Source organism: Pseudomonas sp. LB1P83, from assembly GCF_054897885.1.
The window spans coordinates 4,453,220-4,470,783 of record NZ_CM142709.1 but is presented as its reverse complement, the minus strand read 5'-3'; the positions used below and the strand labels follow the sequence as shown (position 1 = coordinate 4,470,783).

At 59.2% G+C, this 17,564-nt stretch carries 14 protein-coding genes; 8 read left to right on the top strand and 6 right to left on the bottom strand.

All coding sequences use genetic code 11. The annotated features are described in order from the left end of the window. Positions 1-31: 31 nt before the first annotated feature. From ACYZTY_RS20490 to ACYZTY_RS20455, 8 genes are all read left to right on the top strand, one after another. Positions 32-754, top strand: a complete 723-nt coding sequence (locus ACYZTY_RS20490; RefSeq protein WP_461955232.1) for a response regulator transcription factor — start codon at positions 32-34, stop codon at positions 752-754. Beyond that, positions 741-2,165 carry a histidine kinase sensor domain-containing protein gene (locus ACYZTY_RS20485; RefSeq protein ID WP_461955231.1) on the top strand — a complete coding sequence of 475 codons (1,425 nt, stop codon included), beginning with the start codon at positions 741-743 and terminating at the stop codon, positions 2,163-2,165. The genes ACYZTY_RS20490 and ACYZTY_RS20485 overlap by 14 nt, the downstream gene beginning before the upstream one ends. A gap of 453 nt (positions 2,166-2,618) precedes the next feature. Continuing rightward, a complete protein-coding gene (gene cysM / locus ACYZTY_RS20480; protein ID WP_461955230.1) occupies positions 2,619-3,521 on the top strand; it encodes a cysteine synthase CysM in 903 nt (300 codons plus the stop codon). Next, a complete protein-coding gene (gene rlmD, locus ACYZTY_RS20475; protein ID WP_461955229.1) occupies positions 3,521-4,873 on the top strand; it encodes a 23S rRNA (uracil(1939)-C(5))-methyltransferase RlmD in 1,353 nt (450 codons plus the stop codon). Before cysM ends, rlmD begins: the two co-directional genes overlap by 1 nt. Before the next feature lie 122 nt (positions 4,874-4,995). Further along, positions 4,996-7,239 carry a GTP diphosphokinase gene (gene relA / locus ACYZTY_RS20470; protein ID WP_461955228.1) on the top strand — a complete coding sequence of 748 codons (2,244 nt, stop codon included), beginning with the start codon at positions 4,996-4,998 and terminating at the stop codon, positions 7,237-7,239. 109 nt (positions 7,240-7,348) lie between these two features. Then, positions 7,349-8,182: a nucleoside triphosphate pyrophosphohydrolase gene (mazG, locus tag ACYZTY_RS20465; RefSeq protein WP_461955227.1), complete on the top strand. Its 834-nt coding sequence runs from the start codon at positions 7,349-7,351 to the stop codon at positions 8,180-8,182. 28 nt (positions 8,183-8,210) lie between these two features. Then, the gene (locus tag ACYZTY_RS20460; protein WP_461955226.1) at positions 8,211-8,753 is read left to right on the top strand and encodes a DUF2058 domain-containing protein; all 543 of its coding nucleotides are present in this window, start codon (positions 8,211-8,213) and stop codon (positions 8,751-8,753) included. Between the two features lie 242 nt (positions 8,754-8,995). Continuing rightward, complete coding sequence (locus ACYZTY_RS20455) at positions 8,996-9,946, top strand: hypothetical protein (RefSeq protein ID WP_461955225.1); 951 nt, start codon at positions 8,996-8,998, stop codon at positions 9,944-9,946. 75 nt (positions 9,947-10,021) lie between these two features. On the opposite strand, the gene ACYZTY_RS20450 is transcribed toward ACYZTY_RS20455, so the two are convergent. The 6 genes from ACYZTY_RS20450 to ACYZTY_RS20425 form a co-directional block, all read right to left on the bottom strand. Next, positions 10,022-10,210 carry a hypothetical protein gene (locus ACYZTY_RS20450; protein ID WP_461955224.1) on the bottom strand — a complete coding sequence of 63 codons (189 nt, stop codon included), beginning with the start codon at positions 10,208-10,210 and terminating at the stop codon, positions 10,022-10,024. 402 nt (positions 10,211-10,612) lie between these two features. Next, the gene (gene fabB / locus ACYZTY_RS20445; protein ID WP_461955223.1) at positions 10,613-11,833 is read right to left on the bottom strand and encodes a beta-ketoacyl-ACP synthase I; all 1,221 of its coding nucleotides are present in this window, start codon (positions 11,831-11,833) and stop codon (positions 10,613-10,615) included. A gap of 11 nt (positions 11,834-11,844) precedes the next feature. Further along, a complete protein-coding gene (fabA, locus tag ACYZTY_RS20440; protein ID WP_111451717.1) occupies positions 11,845-12,360 on the bottom strand; it encodes a 3-hydroxyacyl-[acyl-carrier-protein] dehydratase FabA in 516 nt (171 codons plus the stop codon). A 248-nt stretch (positions 12,361-12,608) separates the two neighbouring features. After that, positions 12,609-14,510 (bottom strand): ATP-binding protein, encoded by a 1,902-nt coding sequence (locus tag ACYZTY_RS20435; RefSeq protein ID WP_461955222.1) that lies wholly within the window; start codon positions 14,508-14,510, stop codon positions 12,609-12,611. Beyond that, entirely contained in the window at positions 14,507-15,439 is a 933-nt protein-coding gene (locus ACYZTY_RS20430; RefSeq protein ID WP_461955221.1) for an ABC transporter substrate-binding protein, read from the bottom strand. The genes ACYZTY_RS20435 and ACYZTY_RS20430 overlap by 4 nt, the downstream gene beginning before the upstream one ends. After that, on the bottom strand, positions 15,440-17,563 hold the full coding sequence (locus tag ACYZTY_RS20425) for a TonB-dependent receptor plug domain-containing protein (protein ID WP_461955220.1): 2,124 nt from the start codon (positions 17,561-17,563) through the stop codon (positions 15,440-15,442). Position 17,564 lies beyond the last annotated feature (1 nt).

Below are 17,564 nucleotides of genomic sequence, written 5' to 3'. Positions count from 1 at the left end.
ATCGCCAACTGAGAATTATTTGCAGATACTCATGACTCCCATCTCTGTTAGCCATCCCCGCATCCTGTCCATCGAAGACGACCTCATCCTTGGCGCTTATGTGCACGAGCATTTGGGCCGTTGTGGTTTTCAGGTGACCTGGTGCCAGAACGGGCAGGAAGGCCTGGACATTGCCCGCGAGCAGCCCTTCGATGTCGTGCTGATGGATATTTTGCTGCCGGGGCTGAACGGACTGAACGTGCTGACGCAATTGCGCCAGAGCCATTCCACCCCGGTGGTATTGATGTCAGCGCTGGGCGCCGAGGCGGATCGCATCAGCGGTTTTCGCCTGGGGGCCGATGATTACCTGCCAAAACCCTTCAGCATGGCCGAGTTGCGCGTGCGCATCGAAGCGATCCTGCGCCGGGTGGCGCTCGACCGTCGGCCGGAGCCGGCAGCGGTGGCGTCCCCCATCGATAGCCTGCGTTTCGATGATGAGGTCTGTGAGGTTTTCTATGGCGAACACGCCGCCGGCCTGACCCGTAGCGAGTATCGACTGCTGGACACACTGAATCGCAATGGCGATGAAGTGCTGAGCAAAGCCTTCCTTTATCAGCACGTACTGCAACGCGGTTTCGCCCCCCATGACCGCAGCCTCGATATGCACATCAGTCAGATCCGCCGCAAACTCAAAGGCATCGGCTACACCGAACGGGAAGTGCGTACGGTCTGGGGCAAGGGTTACGTATTGAGTGCCGGCGATGAAATGGTCTGACCTGCCGGGCCGGCACTCGCTGTTCTGGAAACTGGCGTGTTTGCTGGTGGCGTTCTGTCTGCTGATGATCTGGCTGAGCTGGTCCTGGGGCCGCTACATGGAGCAACGAAACCAGTACCTGTCGGATCAGGCCCGACGCACGCTGGTGGGGTATGCCGCCGAGGCCGAACAGGCGTGGCGTCAGGGGCATAGCGAGGGTATCGATGCCTGGCTGCAAGGTATGAAACAGCGCGAGACAGGCTGGGTTGGCGTCATCGGCGGTGATTTACAGTCGTTGAGCAGCCTGCCGCTGACGGACAAGGAGATCGAACACCTGACTTTTCTGCGCGGCCTGGATTGGCCTATTCACAAGAAACGTCTGCCGTGGCTGCGCGTGCCTTTCCCCGGCGATTCCTACGCCGGCAGTCTGGTCATCGAACTACCCCAGCGCTTCATGCCCGGACAATACCGGGTGTTCTGGCGCGTGATCACCAACGGCATCATCCCGGGATTGTTCACGCTGTTGCTGTGCGTCGGTCTGTACCGGCTGTTGGTCGTGCCGTTGAACAGCCTGCGCGAACAAGCCAACGCCTGGCGTGCCGACCAGTTGAGCGTGCGCGTGTCGAGCAGCACCACCAATCGCACGGATGAACTCGGTGAGTTGGGCCGGGCGTTCGATCACATGGCCGAGCGGCTGCAAAGCACTGTGGCCCTGCAACAGCAATTGCTGCGCGACCTGTCCCATGAACTGCGTACGCCGCTGAGCCGTTTGCGGGTCGCCAGCGAAAGCGAGCAGGGGCTGGCGCAATTGCGCGAGCGCATTGGCCGGGAAGTCGATGGCATGCAGCGGCTGGTGGACGACACGTTGCAACTGGCCTGGCTCGACACCGAGCGCGCGCCGTTGCCCGACGAAGCGATTCAGGTCCAGGCGCTGTGGGAAATGCTCACGGAAAACGCCTGCTATGAAAGCGGCTGGCCGGCGAGCCAGTTGCAGTGTGTGGTGGATTCGTCGTGCTGGGTCCGGGGCAATCTCAACACCCTGGCGCAGGCGCTGGAAAACATTCTGCGCAACGCCATTCGTCATTCACCGAGTGGCGGCATCGTGCGGCTCGGCGGTCAGCGCGATGGCGACTTCTGGCATTTGTGGCTGGAGGATGAGGGCGGCGGGGTGGCTGAAACGGACCTTGAACGGATCTTTTGTCCATTCATTCGGCTCGACGGTTCTCGGCCGGGGGATGGCGGGTTCGGGTTGGGGTTGAGCATTGCGCGCAATGCGGTGAAGCGTCAGGGCGGGAGTCTTTGGGCGCAGAACACTGATTTTGGGTTGCGGTTGAATATGCGCTTGGTTGCTGAGATTGATGGCGTCTTCAAAGACGCCATCGCGAGCAGGCTCACTCCCACAGTGGATGTGTGCCGACCTCAAATCGTCTGATCAACCCCGATCCCTGTAGGAGTGAGCCTGCTCGCGATGAGGCCCGTCGCTCACCATCACGAAAAAGTCTCACCGCTGGTGAGACAATTTTCCTGGACCCGACAACCGTCGGATCTATAAGACGTGTCACGCTGAAGTGAAAGTCGCACCACCGGTGCGACAATTCCCTGGTCGCACAACTTGATCATTTTTCTCCCAGTGCAAACCTTGATTAAAGCAGCACTGTTCGGGCGCAGCGACGTCCAGCCGGTAAAAGTGTCAGCACTGCTGACACAAATTCGCCCGCTCGGCGCGAGCGTTGTTCAGTTAGAGTTTTTGAGCTGCTGCCCAGATCTGTGTCGAGCAAACAGCCGCTTATTCCCATAAGCCATAAGCACCACACTTTGCGTGATATGGCCTGCGCGGGTTTGCCGGTATGATAGGCGCCCCCGCAGTCTGGATTGCGAATACGCCATGACCTTGCAGTACCCAACCATCGCCGATTGCGTCGGCAACACTCCGCTGGTCCGTTTGCAGCGCCTGCCTGGCGCCACCAGCAATACCCTTTTGCTCAAGCTCGAAGGGAATAACCCGGCGGGTTCAGTCAAGGACCGGCCGGCGCTGTCGATGATTACCCGCGCTGAATTGCGCGGGCAGATCCACGCCGGCGATACGCTGATCGAAGCGACCTCGGGTAACACCGGTATCGCTTTGGCGATGGCTGCCGCGATCAAGGGTTACAAGATGATCCTGATCATGCCGGATAACTCCAGCGCCGAACGTAAAGCCGCGATGACGGCCTATGGCGCCGAGCTGATTCTGGTCACCCAGGAAGAAGGCATGGAAGGCGCGCGCGACCTCGCTCAGCGAATGGAAGCCGAAGGCCGTGGCAAGGTGCTGGATCAGTTCGCCAACGGCGATAACCCCGAAGCGCACTACACCACCACCGGCCCGGAAATCTGGCGCCAGACCGAGGGCACCATCACCCATTTCGTCAGTTCTATGGGCACCACCGGCACCATCATGGGCGTCTCGCGCTACTTGAAAGAGCAGAGCGACAACGTGCAGATCATCGGCCTGCAACCGATGGAAGGTTCGGCGATCCCGGGCATCCGTCGCTGGCCGCAGGAATACCTGCCGAAGATCTACCAGGCCGAGCGCGTGGACCGGATCGTCGACATGGCGCAAAGCGAAGCCGAAGACGTAACCCGTCGACTGGCCCGTGAAGAAGGCATCTTCTGCGGCGTGTCTTCGGGCGGCGCCGTGGCAGCGATGCTGCGCCTGTCCCAGGAAGTTGAAAACGCGGTGATCGTCGCGATCATCTGCGACCGTGGCGACCGTTACTTGTCGACCGGCATTTTCGACGCGCCCAACTGATGGCCAAGCAAGAGAGAGGCCTGCGCTTCCAACCCACCGGTGGCAGCAAGGCCCCGCAAATTCCGACCGGCAAAAAGCAGCGCTTGAGCATCGAGCGCCTGGCCAATGACGGTCGCGGTATCGCGTTTTTCGAAGGTCGCACCTGGTTCGTCATCGGCGCATTGGCCGGTGAAGAAATCGAGGCGCGCGTGTTGGGCGCCCACGGCAAAGTGGTCGAGGCGCGCACCGAACGTGTGTTCCAGGCCAGCGAATTGCGCCGTCCGGCACCGTGCCCGCATGCCGGTCGCTGCGGCGGTTGCAGCGTGCAACATCTGCCGCACGCCGAACAACTCGCCCTGAAACAGCGCATGCTTGCCGAGCAACTGTCCAAGGTCGCCGGTGTCGAACCCCAAGAGTGGGCAGCGCCGTTGAGTGGTCCGGAATTCGGTTACCGCCGTCGCGCCCGAGTGGCGGTGCGTTGGGACATGAAGGCGAAAAAGCTCGAAGTCGGTTTCCGTGCGGCGGGCAGTCAGGACATCGTGGCCATCAACGAGTGCACGGTGCTGGTACAGCCCTTGCAGCCGATCATGACCCGCTTGCCGGAAATGCTCAGACGTTTGAGCAAACCTCAGGCGCTCGGGCATGTGGAATTGTTCGCCGGATCGTCATTGGCAGTTCTGCTGCGGCACATGGCGCCGTTGTCCGACGCCGACCTGACGATCCTCAAGGATTTCTGCGCGTTCCATGAAGCGCAATTGTGGCTGCATGGAGAGGGCGAACCACAACCGGTCGAAGTCGATCAGTCGTTGGGCTATCGACTTGAGCAGTGGGATTTGAACCTGGCGTACCGGCCGGGGGATTTCATCCAGGTCAATGCCGGGGTCAACGAAGCGATGATCGCCCAGGCGCTGGACTGGTTGAAGCCGACAGCGGATGAGCGCGTTCTCGATCTATTCTGTGGGTTGGGTAACTTTGCTTTGCCCTTGGCCAAAGCCGTTCGCGAAGTGGTGGCGGTCGAAGGCGTGCAGGCGATGGTCGAGCGGGCCGCCGAAAATGCGGCTAGCAACAATCTTCATAATGCGAAGTTTTTTCAGGCCGATTTATCCCAGCCTTTGACCGATGCCGAATGGGCGCGCGAAGGCTTTTGTGCGGTACTCTTGGACCCACCGCGTGACGGTGCTTTCGAGGTCGTGCGCAAGCTGGCGTCCCTGGGCGCCAAGCGGTTGGTGTACGTGTCTTGCAACCCGGCAACGCTGGCGCGCGATACGGCCGAATTGATCAAGCAGGGCTACCGGTTAAAACGTGCCGGGATTCTCGATATGTTTCCTCAGACGGCACATGTCGAGGCCATGGCGTTATTTGAAGCGAGCTAGGACGGCTCGTCTGGTCCGACTGGCCGCCCATGCAGCTCTCGCATTAGCCCCGTGAGGGTAATCGGGCAATGAAGGTCAGCGATTTGACGCATTGAATCTGCGTCGTAGGGAAGGTAAGCAAGATGGTACAGGTGAGAGCACACCAGCCGATCAACACCGACGGCAGTATCAATCTCGAGGCTTGGCTCGATCATGCGGTCAGTGTCGATCTGGCACTGGATCGCGAAGCCTTGAAGGACGCGTGCGAGTTCGCTCGCGCGTCTGAACAACAAGCCAATGCGGCGAAGAATCTATGGTCCGAAGGGACCTCCAGTTTCCGCACGGGCCTTGAGATCGCCGAGATTCTCGCCGACCTCAAACTGGATCAGGATTCGTTGGTCGCGGCGGTCTTGTACCGCGGCGTGCGCGAAGGCCAGATCGAACTGCCGGCAGTCAGCCAGCGCTTCGGTCCGGTGGTCGCCAAACTCATCGACGGCGTGTTGCGCATGGCGGCGATCAGCGCCAGCCTCAGCCCACGTCAATCGTTGGTGCTGGGCACCCAGGGCCAGGTCGAAAACCTGCGCAAAATGCTGGTGGCCATGGTCGACGACGTTCGCGTCGCACTGATCAAACTGGCTGAGCGCACCTGCGCGATCCGTGCGGTGAAAACCGCCGACGACGAGAAGCGCAACCGCGTTGCCCGTGAAGTCTTCGACATTTACGCGCCGCTCGCTCACCGTCTCGGCATCGGTCATATCAAGTGGGAACTGGAGGATTTGTCCTTCCGTTACCTGGAGCCCGATCAGTACAAGCAGATCGCCAAGTTGCTCCACGAGCGGCGTCTTGATCGCGAGCGCTTCATCGCTGATGTGATGAGCCAGCTCAAGAATGAATTGCAGGCCACCGGCGTCGATGCCGACATCAGCGGCCGGGCCAAACACATCTATTCGATCTGGCGCAAAATGCAGCGCAAGGGTCTGGAGTTCAGCCAGATCTACGACGTGCGCGCGGTGCGCGTGCTGGTGCCGGAAATGCGCGATTGCTACACCGCGCTCGGCATCGTCCACACCCTGTGGCGGCACATCCCGAAAGAGTTCGACGATTACATCGCCAACCCGAAAGAGAACGGCTACCGCTCGCTGCACACCGCGGTGATCGGCCCCGAGGGCAAGGTGCTGGAAGTGCAGATCCGCACCCACGCCATGCACGAAGAAGCCGAGCTGGGCGTTTGCGCGCACTGGAAGTACAAGGGCACCGATGTCAAATCTGGCTCCAACCACTACGAAGAGAAAATCTCCTGGCTGCGTCAGGTCCTCGAGTGGCATGAAGAGCTGGGCGACATCGGCGGTCTGGCCGAACAACTGCGGGTCGATATCGAGCCGGACCGGGTCTACATTTTCACCCCGGATGGTCACGCCATCGACCTGCCGAAGGGCGCGACGCCGCTGGACTTCGCCTACCGTGTACACACCGAGATCGGTCATAACTGCCGTGGCGCGAAGATCAACGGGCGCATCGTACCGCTCAACTACAGCCTGCAAACCGGTGAGCAGGTCGAGATCATCACCAGTAAGCACGGCACACCGAGTCGTGACTGGCTGAACTCGAACCTGGGTTACATCACCACCTCGCGAGCGCGGGCGAAGATTGTTCACTGGTTCAAATTGCAGGCCCGCGATCAGAACGTCGCCGCCGGCAAAACCTTGCTCGAACGCGAACTCACTCGCCTTGGCTTGCCGGCGGTGGACTTCGACAAGCTGGCCGACAAGGCCAACATGAAGACCGCCGAGGACATGTACGCCGCATTGGGTGCCGGCGATTTGCGCCTGGCACAACTGGTGAACCTGGCGCAGCAACTGGTCGAACCGGAACGCGGCAACGAGCAACTGGAACTGATCCCGCGCAAAGCCACCGGCTACAAACCGGGCAAGCGCGGCGACATTCAGATCCAGGGCGTCGGCAACCTGATGACGCAAATGGCCGGTTGCTGTCAGCCATTGCCGGGGGATGCCATCGTCGGTTACATCACCCAGGGCCGTGGCGTGAGCATTCACCGTCAGGACTGCGCCTCGGTGCTGCAACTGGGTGGGCGCGAGCCGGAGCGGATCATCCAGGTCAGCTGGGGCCCGGTGCCGGTGCTCACCTACCCGGTGGACATCATCATCCGCGCCTACGACCGGTCCGGTTTGCTGCGTGACGTGTCGCAAGTGCTGCTCAATGAGCGGATCAACGTGCTGGCGGTCAACACCCGCTCGAACAAAGAGGACAACACCGCGCTGATGTCCCTGACCATCGAGATTCCGGGGCTGGATGCACTGGGTCGGTTGCTGGGGCGAATTTCCCAGTTGCCGAACATCATCGAAACCCGGCGTAACCGTACCCCGTGAAGACACGCCCTCTGTAGGAGCGAGGCTTGCCCGCGAAGGCGTCATACCTGACACACCGCCTTCGCGGGCAAGCCTCGCTCCTACAAGTGCAATGTGTAGAGACTGATTGATGTATTCACTTGAAGATTTGCTGCACCTGATGAGCCGTCTGCGCGACCCGCAGTTCGGCTGCCCGTGGGATATCAAGCAAACCTACGCCACCATCGTCCCGCACACCCTTGAAGAGGCTTACGAAGTCGCCGACGCCATCGAGCGCGGTGACTTCGATCACTTGCAGGGTGAGTTGGGCGATTTGCTGTTCCAGGTGGTTTATTACAGCCAGCTGGCCCGGGAAGAAGGGCGCTTTGAATTTGCCGGCGTCATCGACAGCATCACCCGCAAGCTGATCCGTCGTCATCCTCATGTGTTTCCCACCGGGGATCTGTACGCTCCGCTGGATGTACCGCGCCTGAGTGAAGAACAGGTCAAGCAGCGCTGGGAAGAGATCAAGGCTGAAGAGCGCGCCGAGAAATCTGCCGCACCCGAACAGCTGTCCTTGCTCGACGACGTGCCCGCCGCACTGCCGGCGCTGTCTCGTTCGGCCAAGTTGCAGAAGCGCGCAGGGCAGGTCGGTTTCGACTGGCCGGACGCCTTGCCGGTGCTGGACAAGGTCCGCGAAGAACTCGATGAAGTACTCGAAGCCATGGCCGACAACGACTCGGCAGCCATTGCTGATGAAGTCGGTGATCTGCTGTTTTCCGTGGTCAATCTGGCGCGTCATTTGAAGGTTGATCCGGAAACTGCACTGCGTGGCGCCAACAGCAAATTCGAAAGACGCTTCCGTTTTATCGAACAGGCATTGCGCGACACCCTCCGTCCCATAGAAAATTGCACCCTCGAAGAGTTGGACGCCCTATGGGGTGAAGCCAAACGTCAGGAAAAGAATTTGCCCAGCTGCGGTTGAGCAGTTGCCTAAGTGAGAAATAAGCACCATGAGCATTTCCCTTCGCGACCAGTTGCTCAAAGCAGGGCTGGTCAACCAAAAGCAGGCCAAACAGGTCGGCAAAGAGAAACAGAAGCAGCAACGCCTGGCCCACAAAGGCCAGATTGAACTCGATGACTCCCAGCAGCGTGCGGCTCAGGAAGCGAAGGCCGAGAAGGTCAAGCGCGACCAGGAGCTGAACCGTCAGCAGCAGGAAAAAGTCGAGGCCAAGGCCCGCGCGGCCCAGATCAAGCAGTTGATCGAAGTCTCGCGCTTGCCGAAGCTGACCACCGAGGACTACTACAACTTCGTTGACGACAAGAAGGTCAAGCGCATCTCCGTCAACACGCTGATGCGCAACCAGCTCAGTAATGGTTTCCTGGCAATCGTGCACCATGCCGGCGGTTACGAAGTGATCCCACGTGAGGCGGCCCTGAAGATCCAGGAGCGCGATCCGCAGCGGATTGTGCAGCTGAATGTGAAGACCGAAGAAGTCGCTGCCGAGGACGATCCGTACGCGGCCTATCAGATTCCTGATGATCTAATGTGGTAAACAATTAGTTGTTACTTTTGGCTTCTACATGCCTGCTAGTAATTGCGAATATTTGATCTATTGAACTTGAAAGCTCGTGTCGCTACGATCTTTCAAGTTCTTCTTTTTCAGTGTTTATCCTTTCTGCTATAGAGTCGTCGTGACGTGTTTGTTGTCGTGCGTGTCGTTATTGTGTGGAGGTGTTTATTTGAACAAGGGGGCGAAATTATCGGAATGAACTGTTAAGTATAAGGATATTACAAATGCTAGTCAGCATTGCTTCGTTGTGTCAGCCAACTTTTAAACCGAACTTTACACACTTGAGAGCGCCCGGCCAATCAATCACTGAGTACGTCAAGAGTGAATTGGGTATACGGGTTGAACATGTTCGCAGGAAAATAAAGATTGCTGCAAAAGCCGCGCGTGAGGATCATGGTGGATCGGAGTGCCTTTTCTTCACGCTGCCGGAATTCTTCTGGAATGTCCCTTGGCGTGAAGTCGACAGTGAGGAGGAACTACAGGAACTGACCACGGCTTATCTGAACGAGGTGCCGCAATACGTTCAGTCGTTGATGAGTGACTTGCCGACGGAGCAGTACGGAAAGATTGTATTGCTAGCGGGAAGTTGCGCGACGCTTATCAAGGTTGGAGAGGGGGATGACAGCTATTACGATGTTATTAATTATTTGTTGTCCATGACTAATCATAATTATAAGGCTAGTGGTACGCCGCTCATGTCGATGTGGCCGAAGCGATATGTCTCGGGTATCGATTTTGGCGTAAATGTCGGGTTCGTGGATGGATATTGGCTTTTTCAGCTTTCTGATGAGGTTGCTGTAAAGGTCAAAGATAAAAGTAGTGTAGTGGCGGAACATAGTTATTGGGATAATTATGGCGAGGCCTTCGTGAATAGCATTGTTCCGAATTGCCCGTACAGCATTAATATGTGTCTTGATTATTATGCTCTGAAAGAGAATGAACGTGATAAGGAACTTGAACTTTCTGGTGCGAAGATTGATTTTCTGATCGCATGTGGTATGTCCCTTGATGCAGATAAACTCCATCCCACTTCCCTACAGTTTGCTGTCAGAAATGACGGGATGGGGAGAGGAGAGTGTGAAGTGGTGAAGCTTGAGGCGGGGCTAATTGTTGATGACGTCGTTTCGGTGCTTGTGGACGACACAATTTATTTGGCGGCTGTTCAGCTGTATTGAACAGGGTCAATTTCCATTTGGGTCGACTGCAGCCTGCCTGCGTTGGCGGCAGGCTGCACCGCTGTAGAATTTGATTTAACTGCTCATGGTCTCACGGGCCTTTTCAAGCACCTCCAGCTCGGCCTTGTACTGGTGAGCATCGGTTCCGGAGTGGAACATCCCCACGAGCATGTCTTGTTGGTGTACATCCCAGATACGGATACCGGCGGCTACACCTTCGTGGGATTTATGTGAATCGTCGCGTTCAGTTACTTTTACAGTCATCTGCTAGCTCCAATCTCTGTTATCTGCAGCAAGGCGTGTGCAGGACTCAGTTATATATTTTGGTAGCTTGCTAAGTAAACGGTTGAGTTCGGTAACGGTTTTTTGCGAAATCCACAAAAGTCATGCAGCCCGCCAAACACGCGGCATTCGGTCGCAGGGCGTTGAGTTTCATGACAAAAGCTTCATGTTCACGCCGATGAAAACCTCGAGTTCAACACCGAACCTGTAGGAGTGAGCCTGCTCGCGATGAGGGAGTGCCAGTCGACATCAATATTGTCTGACACTCCCTCATCGCGAGCAGGCTCACTCCTACAGGGATTGCGGTGTTCCACATTTTTTCAGGCACAAAAAAACGCCCCGAACCAGTCGGGGCGTTTTTATGTGCGGCACAGCTGAGGGGTATTACTTACCCTGCCAGCGCTTCAGTACCAGGGTAGCGTTGGTGCCACCGAAGCCGAAGCTGTTGCTCATCACGGTGTTGATGGTGGCGTCTTCGCGAGTCTTGGTCAGGATCGGCATGTCTGCCACTTCCGGGTCCAGTTCGTCGATGTTGGCGGAACCCGCCATGAAGTTGCCTTCCATCATCAGCATGCAGTAGATCGCTTCGTGAACGCCGGCGGCGCCCAGGGAGTGACCCGACAGGCTCTTGGTGGAGCTGATGGCCGGAGCCTTGTCGCCGAACACTTCACGCACACCTTTCATTTCCGCGACGTCGCCGACCGGAGTCGAAGTGCCGTGGGTGTTCAGGTAGTCGATCGGTGCATCGACGGTGGACATGGCCATCTGCATGCAGCGGATGGCGCCTTCGCCGCTTGGAGCGACCATGTCGTAGCCGTCGGAGGTCGCGCCGTAGCCAACGATTTCCGCGTAGATCTTCGCGCCGCGAGCCAGAGCGTGTTCCAGCTCTTCGACCACGACCATGCCGCCACCGCCGGCGATGACGAAACCGTCACGCTTGGCGTCGTAGGCACGGGAAGCTTTTTCCGGGGTTTCGTTGTACTGGCTGGACAATGCGCCCATGGCGTCGAACAGGAACGACTGGCTCCAATGCTCTTCTTCACCGCCGCCGGCGAACACGATGTCCTGCTTGCCCATCTGGATCTGTTCCATGGCGGTACCGATGCAGTGAGCACTGGTGGCACAGGCAGAAGCGATGGAGTAGTTCAGGCCCTTGATCTTGAACGGCGTTGCCAGGCACGCGGAAACGGTGCTGCTCATGGTCCGCGTTACACGGTATGGGCCGACGCGCTTGACGCCTTTTTCGCGCAGGATGTCCAGCGCTTCCATCTGGTTCAGCGTGGAGGCACCACCGGAACCGGCGATCAGGCCGGTACGCGGGTTGGAGACTTGCTCATCGGTCAGACCGGAGTCGGCGATGGCGTCTTTCATGGCCAGGTAGGCGTAAGCCGCCGCGTGGCCGACGAAGCGATAGATCTTGCGATCGATCAGCTCTTCGAGGGGAAGGTCAATGGAGCCGGAAACCTGGCTACGCAGACCCATTTCGGCATATTCCGGGTTGAACCGGATGCCAGGGCGGCTTGCACGCAGGTTAGCGGAGACGGTCTCTTTGTCATTGCCCAGGCACGATACGATGCCCAGACCAGTGATAACGACGCGGCGCATGCGGATAACCCTTAGAAGTTGTCAGTGGAGGTGAAAACGCCGACCCGAAGGGCTTCGGCGGTGTAGATCTCGCGGCCGTCGACACTGACCGAACCATCGGCGATGGCCAGGTTCAGCTTGCCCTTCAGCACGCGCTTGATCTGAATGTTGTAGGTGACTTTCTTGGCGGTCGGCAGGACCTGGCCGAAGAATTTCACTTCGCCCGAACCCAGCGCACGGCCGCGGCCCGGCAGACCTTGCCAGCCGAGGAAAAAACCGACCAGTTGCCACATGGCGTCGAGGCCCAGGCAGCCTGGCATCACCGGATCACCTTCGAAGTGGCAGGCGAAGAACCACAGGTCCGGAGTGATATCCAGCTCGGCGACCAATTCACCTTTGCCGTACTTGCCACCCTCGGCACTGATATGGGTGATGCGATCCACCATCAGCATGTTCGGGGCGGGCAGTTGTGCGTTACCTGGGCCGAACAGCTCACCGCGACTGCAGCGCAGCAGGTCTTCCCGAGTAAAGGCGTTTTGTTGGGTCATGCGAGCTCCTCAATAGTCCCATGCGGCAGGGTGGGGCAAATCTTCCCGGCCGACCGAAGCGTTCATGCTTCAAGTCAGCAGCCTACTCATAGACTATTGCGTTGTGGTGAAAGTCACAGCACCAAGGACATGAATGTACACTTGTGCACTGAAATTATTATTCAAGCCCCTTTTCGGGCCTGTTCGGGTGCCTAAGACTGCCGCACTTTCGCCTTTCACGCCAGTCGCAGATGGTCGAAAGGCCTGCACTACTGCACCCAGCGCTGCAGAATCTGCTGCAGATCAGTGCGTTTGAAGGGCTTGGCCAGGTAATCGTTCATTCCAGCCGATAAACACGCTTCACGGTCGCCCTGCAAGGCATTGGCGGTCAGGGCGATGATCGGCAAGTCTGCGCAGCCGGGCAACTGGCGGATCTGGCGGGTCGCTTCGTAGCCATCGATGATCGGCAGTCGGCAATCCATCAGAATCGCTTCGAAAATCAGGCTCTCGGCACTCCGCACCGCCTGCGCGCCATCGGTCGCGACGCTGACAGTAAAGCCCAGACTGCGCAACATTGCTTCGATGACCGTCTGGTTGACCGGATTATCCTCAACCAGCAGCACATTGCGCCCTTCGCCATGGCCGTCGCCGGCCTGTGTTCGTGACTTCAGTTCCGGCAGCGACTGCTTATAGAGCGCCAGCGGAATTTCAAGGGTGAACACCGAGCCCAGGCCTTCTTCGCTCTGGGCGCGCAAGGTGCCGCCCATCCGTTCGGCCAGCGTGCGCGCAATCGGCAACCCCAGTCCGGTACCGCCGTAACGCCTTGAAATAGAACTGTCGGCCTGCTGGAACGCATTGAACATCAATTCCAGGCTTTCGGCCGAGATGCCAATCCCGCTGTCGCGCACAGTGCAGGTGAACCACAGCAATTCGTGATCAAGTGACTGCCATTGCGGTTCGATGCTGACGCGGCCTTGTTCGGTGAACTTCAGCGCATTGCCCACCAGGTTGACCAGAATCTGTCGGATTCGCGTCGGGTCGCCCTGAACCTGCAACGCGCGCATGTCCTCGGGAATCGCCAGGGCCAGATCGAGCCCGCGTTGTACCGCGCTGTGCTGGAACGACTGGGCGCAACTGCTGATCAGGTCCGCGAGGTTGAACGGAATGTGTTCAAGCTCCAGTTCCGAACGCTCGATGCGCGAGAAGTCGAGGATATCGTTGATGACTTTGAGCAGGTGTTCGGTGGACTCCGAAGCCAGCGCCGCGTACTCGATCTGCTCCTCGGTCATGTCGGTGGTTTCCAGCAGTTGCAGCATGCCCAGCACGCCATTCATCGGCGTACGCAATTCGTGGCTCATCATCGCCAGGAAATCGGACTTGGCGTTGTTGGCCTTTTCCGCTTCTTCGCGGGTCTGGATCAATTGCGCCATGGCCTGATGCTGCTCACGGCTGGCCTGCTCAAGGCCCTGCGCGAGGTTGTTGATGTGTTGCGACAACGCACCCAATTCAGTGTCATCGACGATCGGCAGCGGCGTCTTGTAGTCGCCTTCCTGGATCGCCTTCACGGCGTTCCCGATGTCGCGGATCGGCTGCGACAGGCTGCCGGCCAGGCGCCGGGCCACCAGAAATGTAAACAGCAGGGCGAACAAGGCGAGGATCCCGGCCTTGAACAGGATTTCCTGCTGGCGCTGGCTGAAGGCGTCATTGGACAAACCGACGATCACCCGCCCCAGATAATCCTCGGGCGGGGCCGTGTTGGCGACTTTGCTGCCCTGGAAAAAATCATTGTTCAGGGCGATCCGTTGCAGCCGCACCGGCGCCTGGAACACTTCGACCTGGTGCGAGCGGGTGTGGGTTTCCGACGGTTGCTCGACGTACACCAGAATCCGGTTGGCGCTGTCCTGGACTTCCAGAAAGCGCACGTTCGGGGTGGCTAGCGTGGCCTTGAGCAGACTTTCGAGGACCTCGTTGTTGCCCGAAATCACCCCGTATTCCGTGGCGGGCGCCAGTTGGTTGGCGATCAGCTGACCGGTGTGGTTGAGCTCCTGACGCAAGTCCTGGATCCGCACGAAAGTAAAGAAGCTGATCAGCAACAACGTCAGCAACAGGGCAGGGCCGAGGCTGATGATCTGCGTGCGGGTATTGATGTCCCAACCGCGACGGAAGGTCATGGGCGGCGTTCTCCTTCGGCCAACTGTGCTGCGACAAATGCTTCAGTCACCTGTTCAATACCCAATGAACGAGCCACCTGCGGGTTACTTAACACTTTGAAGTGTTGCGGATACAACGCGCGCGGCCAGTCTGTGGGCGGGCGATCGAGCAATTCGCCGAGCACTTCCAGCCAATCGTTCTGATCGCTGTAGGTGCTGGCCAGGCTACCGGCCTTGACGAACGCGGCGTTCGGGCCGACCAGCGCAAGTTGCCGCGAGTAGCTGCTCAATAGCAGGTTTTTTGCGGTTTTCGGGTTGTACAAATCGGCATCGTCGAGTCCCAGCAGCACGTCGCAGTTCCTTAGCAACTCCTGTAAGGGGCGGCTGTCGTTGGTGTTGTCCCATCGCCCGGCGATCACTTCCAGGCCCAACGCTTGCGCCGACAGACGCAATTCCTTGAGCAGGAATTCGCTGTGACTGTCGTACAGCACGCCGATGCGTCGGGCCTCGGGCAGGATGAGCCGGGTCAGGCGCAATTGCCGATCCAGCGGCGGATCGCTCCAGAGCAGGCTGAGGTGCGATGGAAAGTCAGCGCCGAACCGTTGATGGGCTTGCAGGCGACTGATGCGCAGCACCAGCGTCGGCGGACCTTGTGTCTCTTGCAGACGCCAGTCGAGGCTCGGCAGATCGAGCAGGATCAAACGGGTATCGGCGGGTAGATTGCCCGGCCTCGGCAAGCTGTCCAGGGCCTGGAAGCGCACGCTGTCGGCAGGGCGCATGCCGCTCAGCGCCTGCACAAAGGATTGCACGCCGGGGCTGTCTTCGGCGCCGGTCAGCAGAATGTCGGCGGCTTGTGCCGGCAGGCTGCCGAGCAGACCGCCAAACACTAGACACAACCCTGCCAGCAGGCGGCCAAGGGTTGGCGACTTCCGCGACAGGCGATGCAGCATTTAAAACGTCAGCTCCGCGCTGAAGTAGAGCACCCGACGCTCGTCGTAGTTGTTATCGACGAAGGTGGTGGGTTGATGGTCGAGGCGTTGCTGGAGCACGCCGGCGAGTTCCAGGCTGGCCTTGCCCAGGCGGATGCGTTTGGCGATGCGCGTGTCGACGCGTTCGAAGCGGTAGCCGTTGAGGGCGTCGTCACCATAATAGAAGAGGGCGCTGTTCCAGCCGTGGCCCCAATTGCGCAGCCAACCGGCGGAACCGCTGTTGCGCGCAGTGAACAGCTCATCCTGCGGATTGCTCGCCTCGGCGTCGACGTAGGCGTACGTCAGGCGCAGGCGATCGGCGCTGCTCAGACGCCAGTCCAGCTGGGTTTCCGTGCCCTTGAAACGTGAGCTGTTGGAGTTGCTGGCGATGTACTGATTGTTGCGCAGCGGTTCGCTGATCATGCCGCTGATTTCGTCGTAGAACAGCTTCACATCGACCGTCAGCCCAATCTCTGCGAAGTAGCCGTTGTAGCCCAGTTCGCGCGAGCGCATGCGTTCCTGTTCGAGGTCGCCGGGGCCGCGGGTCTTGACGAAATACCGGGCGCTGGTCTGACCGTAGGCGCTGGGTCGCAGGTTGGTAACCTGGTAACTCCAGTTGACGTTGTTTTCGAACATGTCCGGTGAGCGGATCGCTTCCGAGTACACCGCGCGCAGGCCGTGGCGCGGGTTGATCAGATAGTTGACGGCGACCCGCGGGGTCAGCGAGCTGCCGGTCAATTGCGTGTCTTCGAACATGGCTCCGCCCTGCAGCAACCAGTGCTCGGTGGCGCGCCACTCGAGTTGGCCGAATGCCCGCCAAGTGGTGTCATCAAGCGTGCCATTAAAGTAGGTCTCGGAATCTGCCCGGTCGTAACGATAGTTCATGCCGCTGACCAGTCGCAGACTGTCGGACAGGCTGAGGGTGTCTTGCAGTTCGAGGTCGTAGCGCGATTCCCGAGCGCTCTGGTCGATGTCGCCACAAAGGGTTTGCCGGGCGCCGTTGCGCCATTGCGCCAGCACCTGATTCCCCAGCGCACGTTCCGCCGCTGTGCCGGCCGGTGCGCCAGGACCGGTAAAACGCTCGATGTTGCGCGCCAGGCGTTCGGTGTAGTTCGGGTTGAGCTGCCAGAGTTCGGTCAGTTCCGGGCTGAACGACACCTCGGCGTCACAAGCGCGCCAAGTCTGCTGACGGTCCCAGTGCTGAGCCGAGCCTTGGATATAAAGGCTGTGATCAGGATTGATGTCCAGGTTCCAGCGCAACGAACCGGCGTAGTCCTTGGCAATGACGTCGGAATTGTTCCCGGCGGCGGTAATCCCGGAGAACACCGGGCGGTAGGTATAAGGCCGCTGGTTGGTTCCGTCCTTGGCGTTCAATTGCCAGTCGATGCTCTGGTTTTCACTCAGCGTCTGGCTGACGGCAAGGTTGAAGCGGTTCAAGCGGCGACTGTCGCGATAATCGGCACCGTTGCGGTTGGTGTCGAAGCCGTCGTCCTGTTGGCCGGACAGTGACAGGCGCAGGTCGCCGCCGTCCCAACCCAGGCCCTGGCTGGCATAGAAGTCGTTGATGCCGCGCTGGCCACGGGTGACTTTCATCCGCGTGCCGTGGCTGTCGGCCGGGTTGCGGGTGATGATGTTGACCACCGCCATCAGCGCATTGGCGCCATAACTGACGGTGTTGGGGCCGCGGAAAACCTCGATGCGCTCGATGTCTTCCATGGCTACCGGAATATCACTCCAGTCCACCGTGGCCAGGCCGGCGCGGTACACCGAACGGCCGTCGATCAACACTTGCATGCGCCGCGCTTCGGTGGCGTTGGTGCCGTGGTAGTTCACCGCCGCCTGGTTGCCGCTGATGTTGCCAACCATCATGCCCGGCACCAGCCGCAGCAATTCGCTGATGTCCCGCGCGCCGCTGGCGTTGATCAATTCGCTGTCGATCACCGTCATGCTTCCCGGGACGGCGGCCGGCGACTGCTTCAGGCGGGTGGCCGTGAGCACTTGCGGCAGCGGTTCGTTGTCGAGAAACAAGTCGTCGGCCAGCAATGGCGAGCTGAAAATCAGTGCCAGAACCAGCGGCGAGCGAGGTGAAGGAGAGCCAAACGACACG

What these genes read in the sequence shown, in the direction of transcription:
- ACYZTY_RS20490 (WP_461955232.1), top strand. Translation starts at nt 32, where the DNA reads ATGACTCCCATCTCTGTTAGCCATCCCCGCATCCTGTCCATCGAAGAC.
- ACYZTY_RS20485 (WP_461955231.1), top strand. Translation starts at nt 741, where the DNA reads ATGAAATGGTCTGACCTGCCGGGCCGGCACTCGCTGTTCTGGAAACTG.
- cysM (WP_461955230.1), top strand. Translation starts at nt 2,619, where the DNA reads ATGACCTTGCAGTACCCAACCATCGCCGATTGCGTCGGCAACACTCCG.
- rlmD (WP_461955229.1), top strand. Translation starts at nt 3,521, where the DNA reads ATGGCCAAGCAAGAGAGAGGCCTGCGCTTCCAACCCACCGGTGGCAGC.
- relA (WP_461955228.1), top strand. Translation starts at nt 4,996, where the DNA reads ATGGTACAGGTGAGAGCACACCAGCCGATCAACACCGACGGCAGTATC.
- mazG (WP_461955227.1), top strand. Translation starts at nt 7,349, where the DNA reads ATGTATTCACTTGAAGATTTGCTGCACCTGATGAGCCGTCTGCGCGAC.
- ACYZTY_RS20460 (WP_461955226.1), top strand. Translation starts at nt 8,211, where the DNA reads ATGAGCATTTCCCTTCGCGACCAGTTGCTCAAAGCAGGGCTGGTCAAC.
- ACYZTY_RS20455 (WP_461955225.1), top strand. Translation starts at nt 8,996, where the DNA reads ATGCTAGTCAGCATTGCTTCGTTGTGTCAGCCAACTTTTAAACCGAAC.
- ACYZTY_RS20450 (WP_461955224.1), bottom strand. Translation starts at nt 10,210, where the DNA reads ATGACTGTAAAAGTAACTGAACGCGACGATTCACATAAATCCCACGAA.
- fabB (WP_461955223.1), bottom strand. Translation starts at nt 11,833, where the DNA reads ATGCGCCGCGTCGTTATCACTGGTCTGGGCATCGTATCGTGCCTGGGC.
- fabA (WP_111451717.1), bottom strand. Translation starts at nt 12,360, where the DNA reads ATGACCCAACAAAACGCCTTTACTCGGGAAGACCTGCTGCGCTGCAGT.
- ACYZTY_RS20435 (WP_461955222.1), bottom strand. Translation starts at nt 14,510, where the DNA reads ATGACCTTCCGTCGCGGTTGGGACATCAATACCCGCACGCAGATCATC.
- ACYZTY_RS20430 (WP_461955221.1), bottom strand. Translation starts at nt 15,439, where the DNA reads ATGCTGCATCGCCTGTCGCGGAAGTCGCCAACCCTTGGCCGCCTGCTG.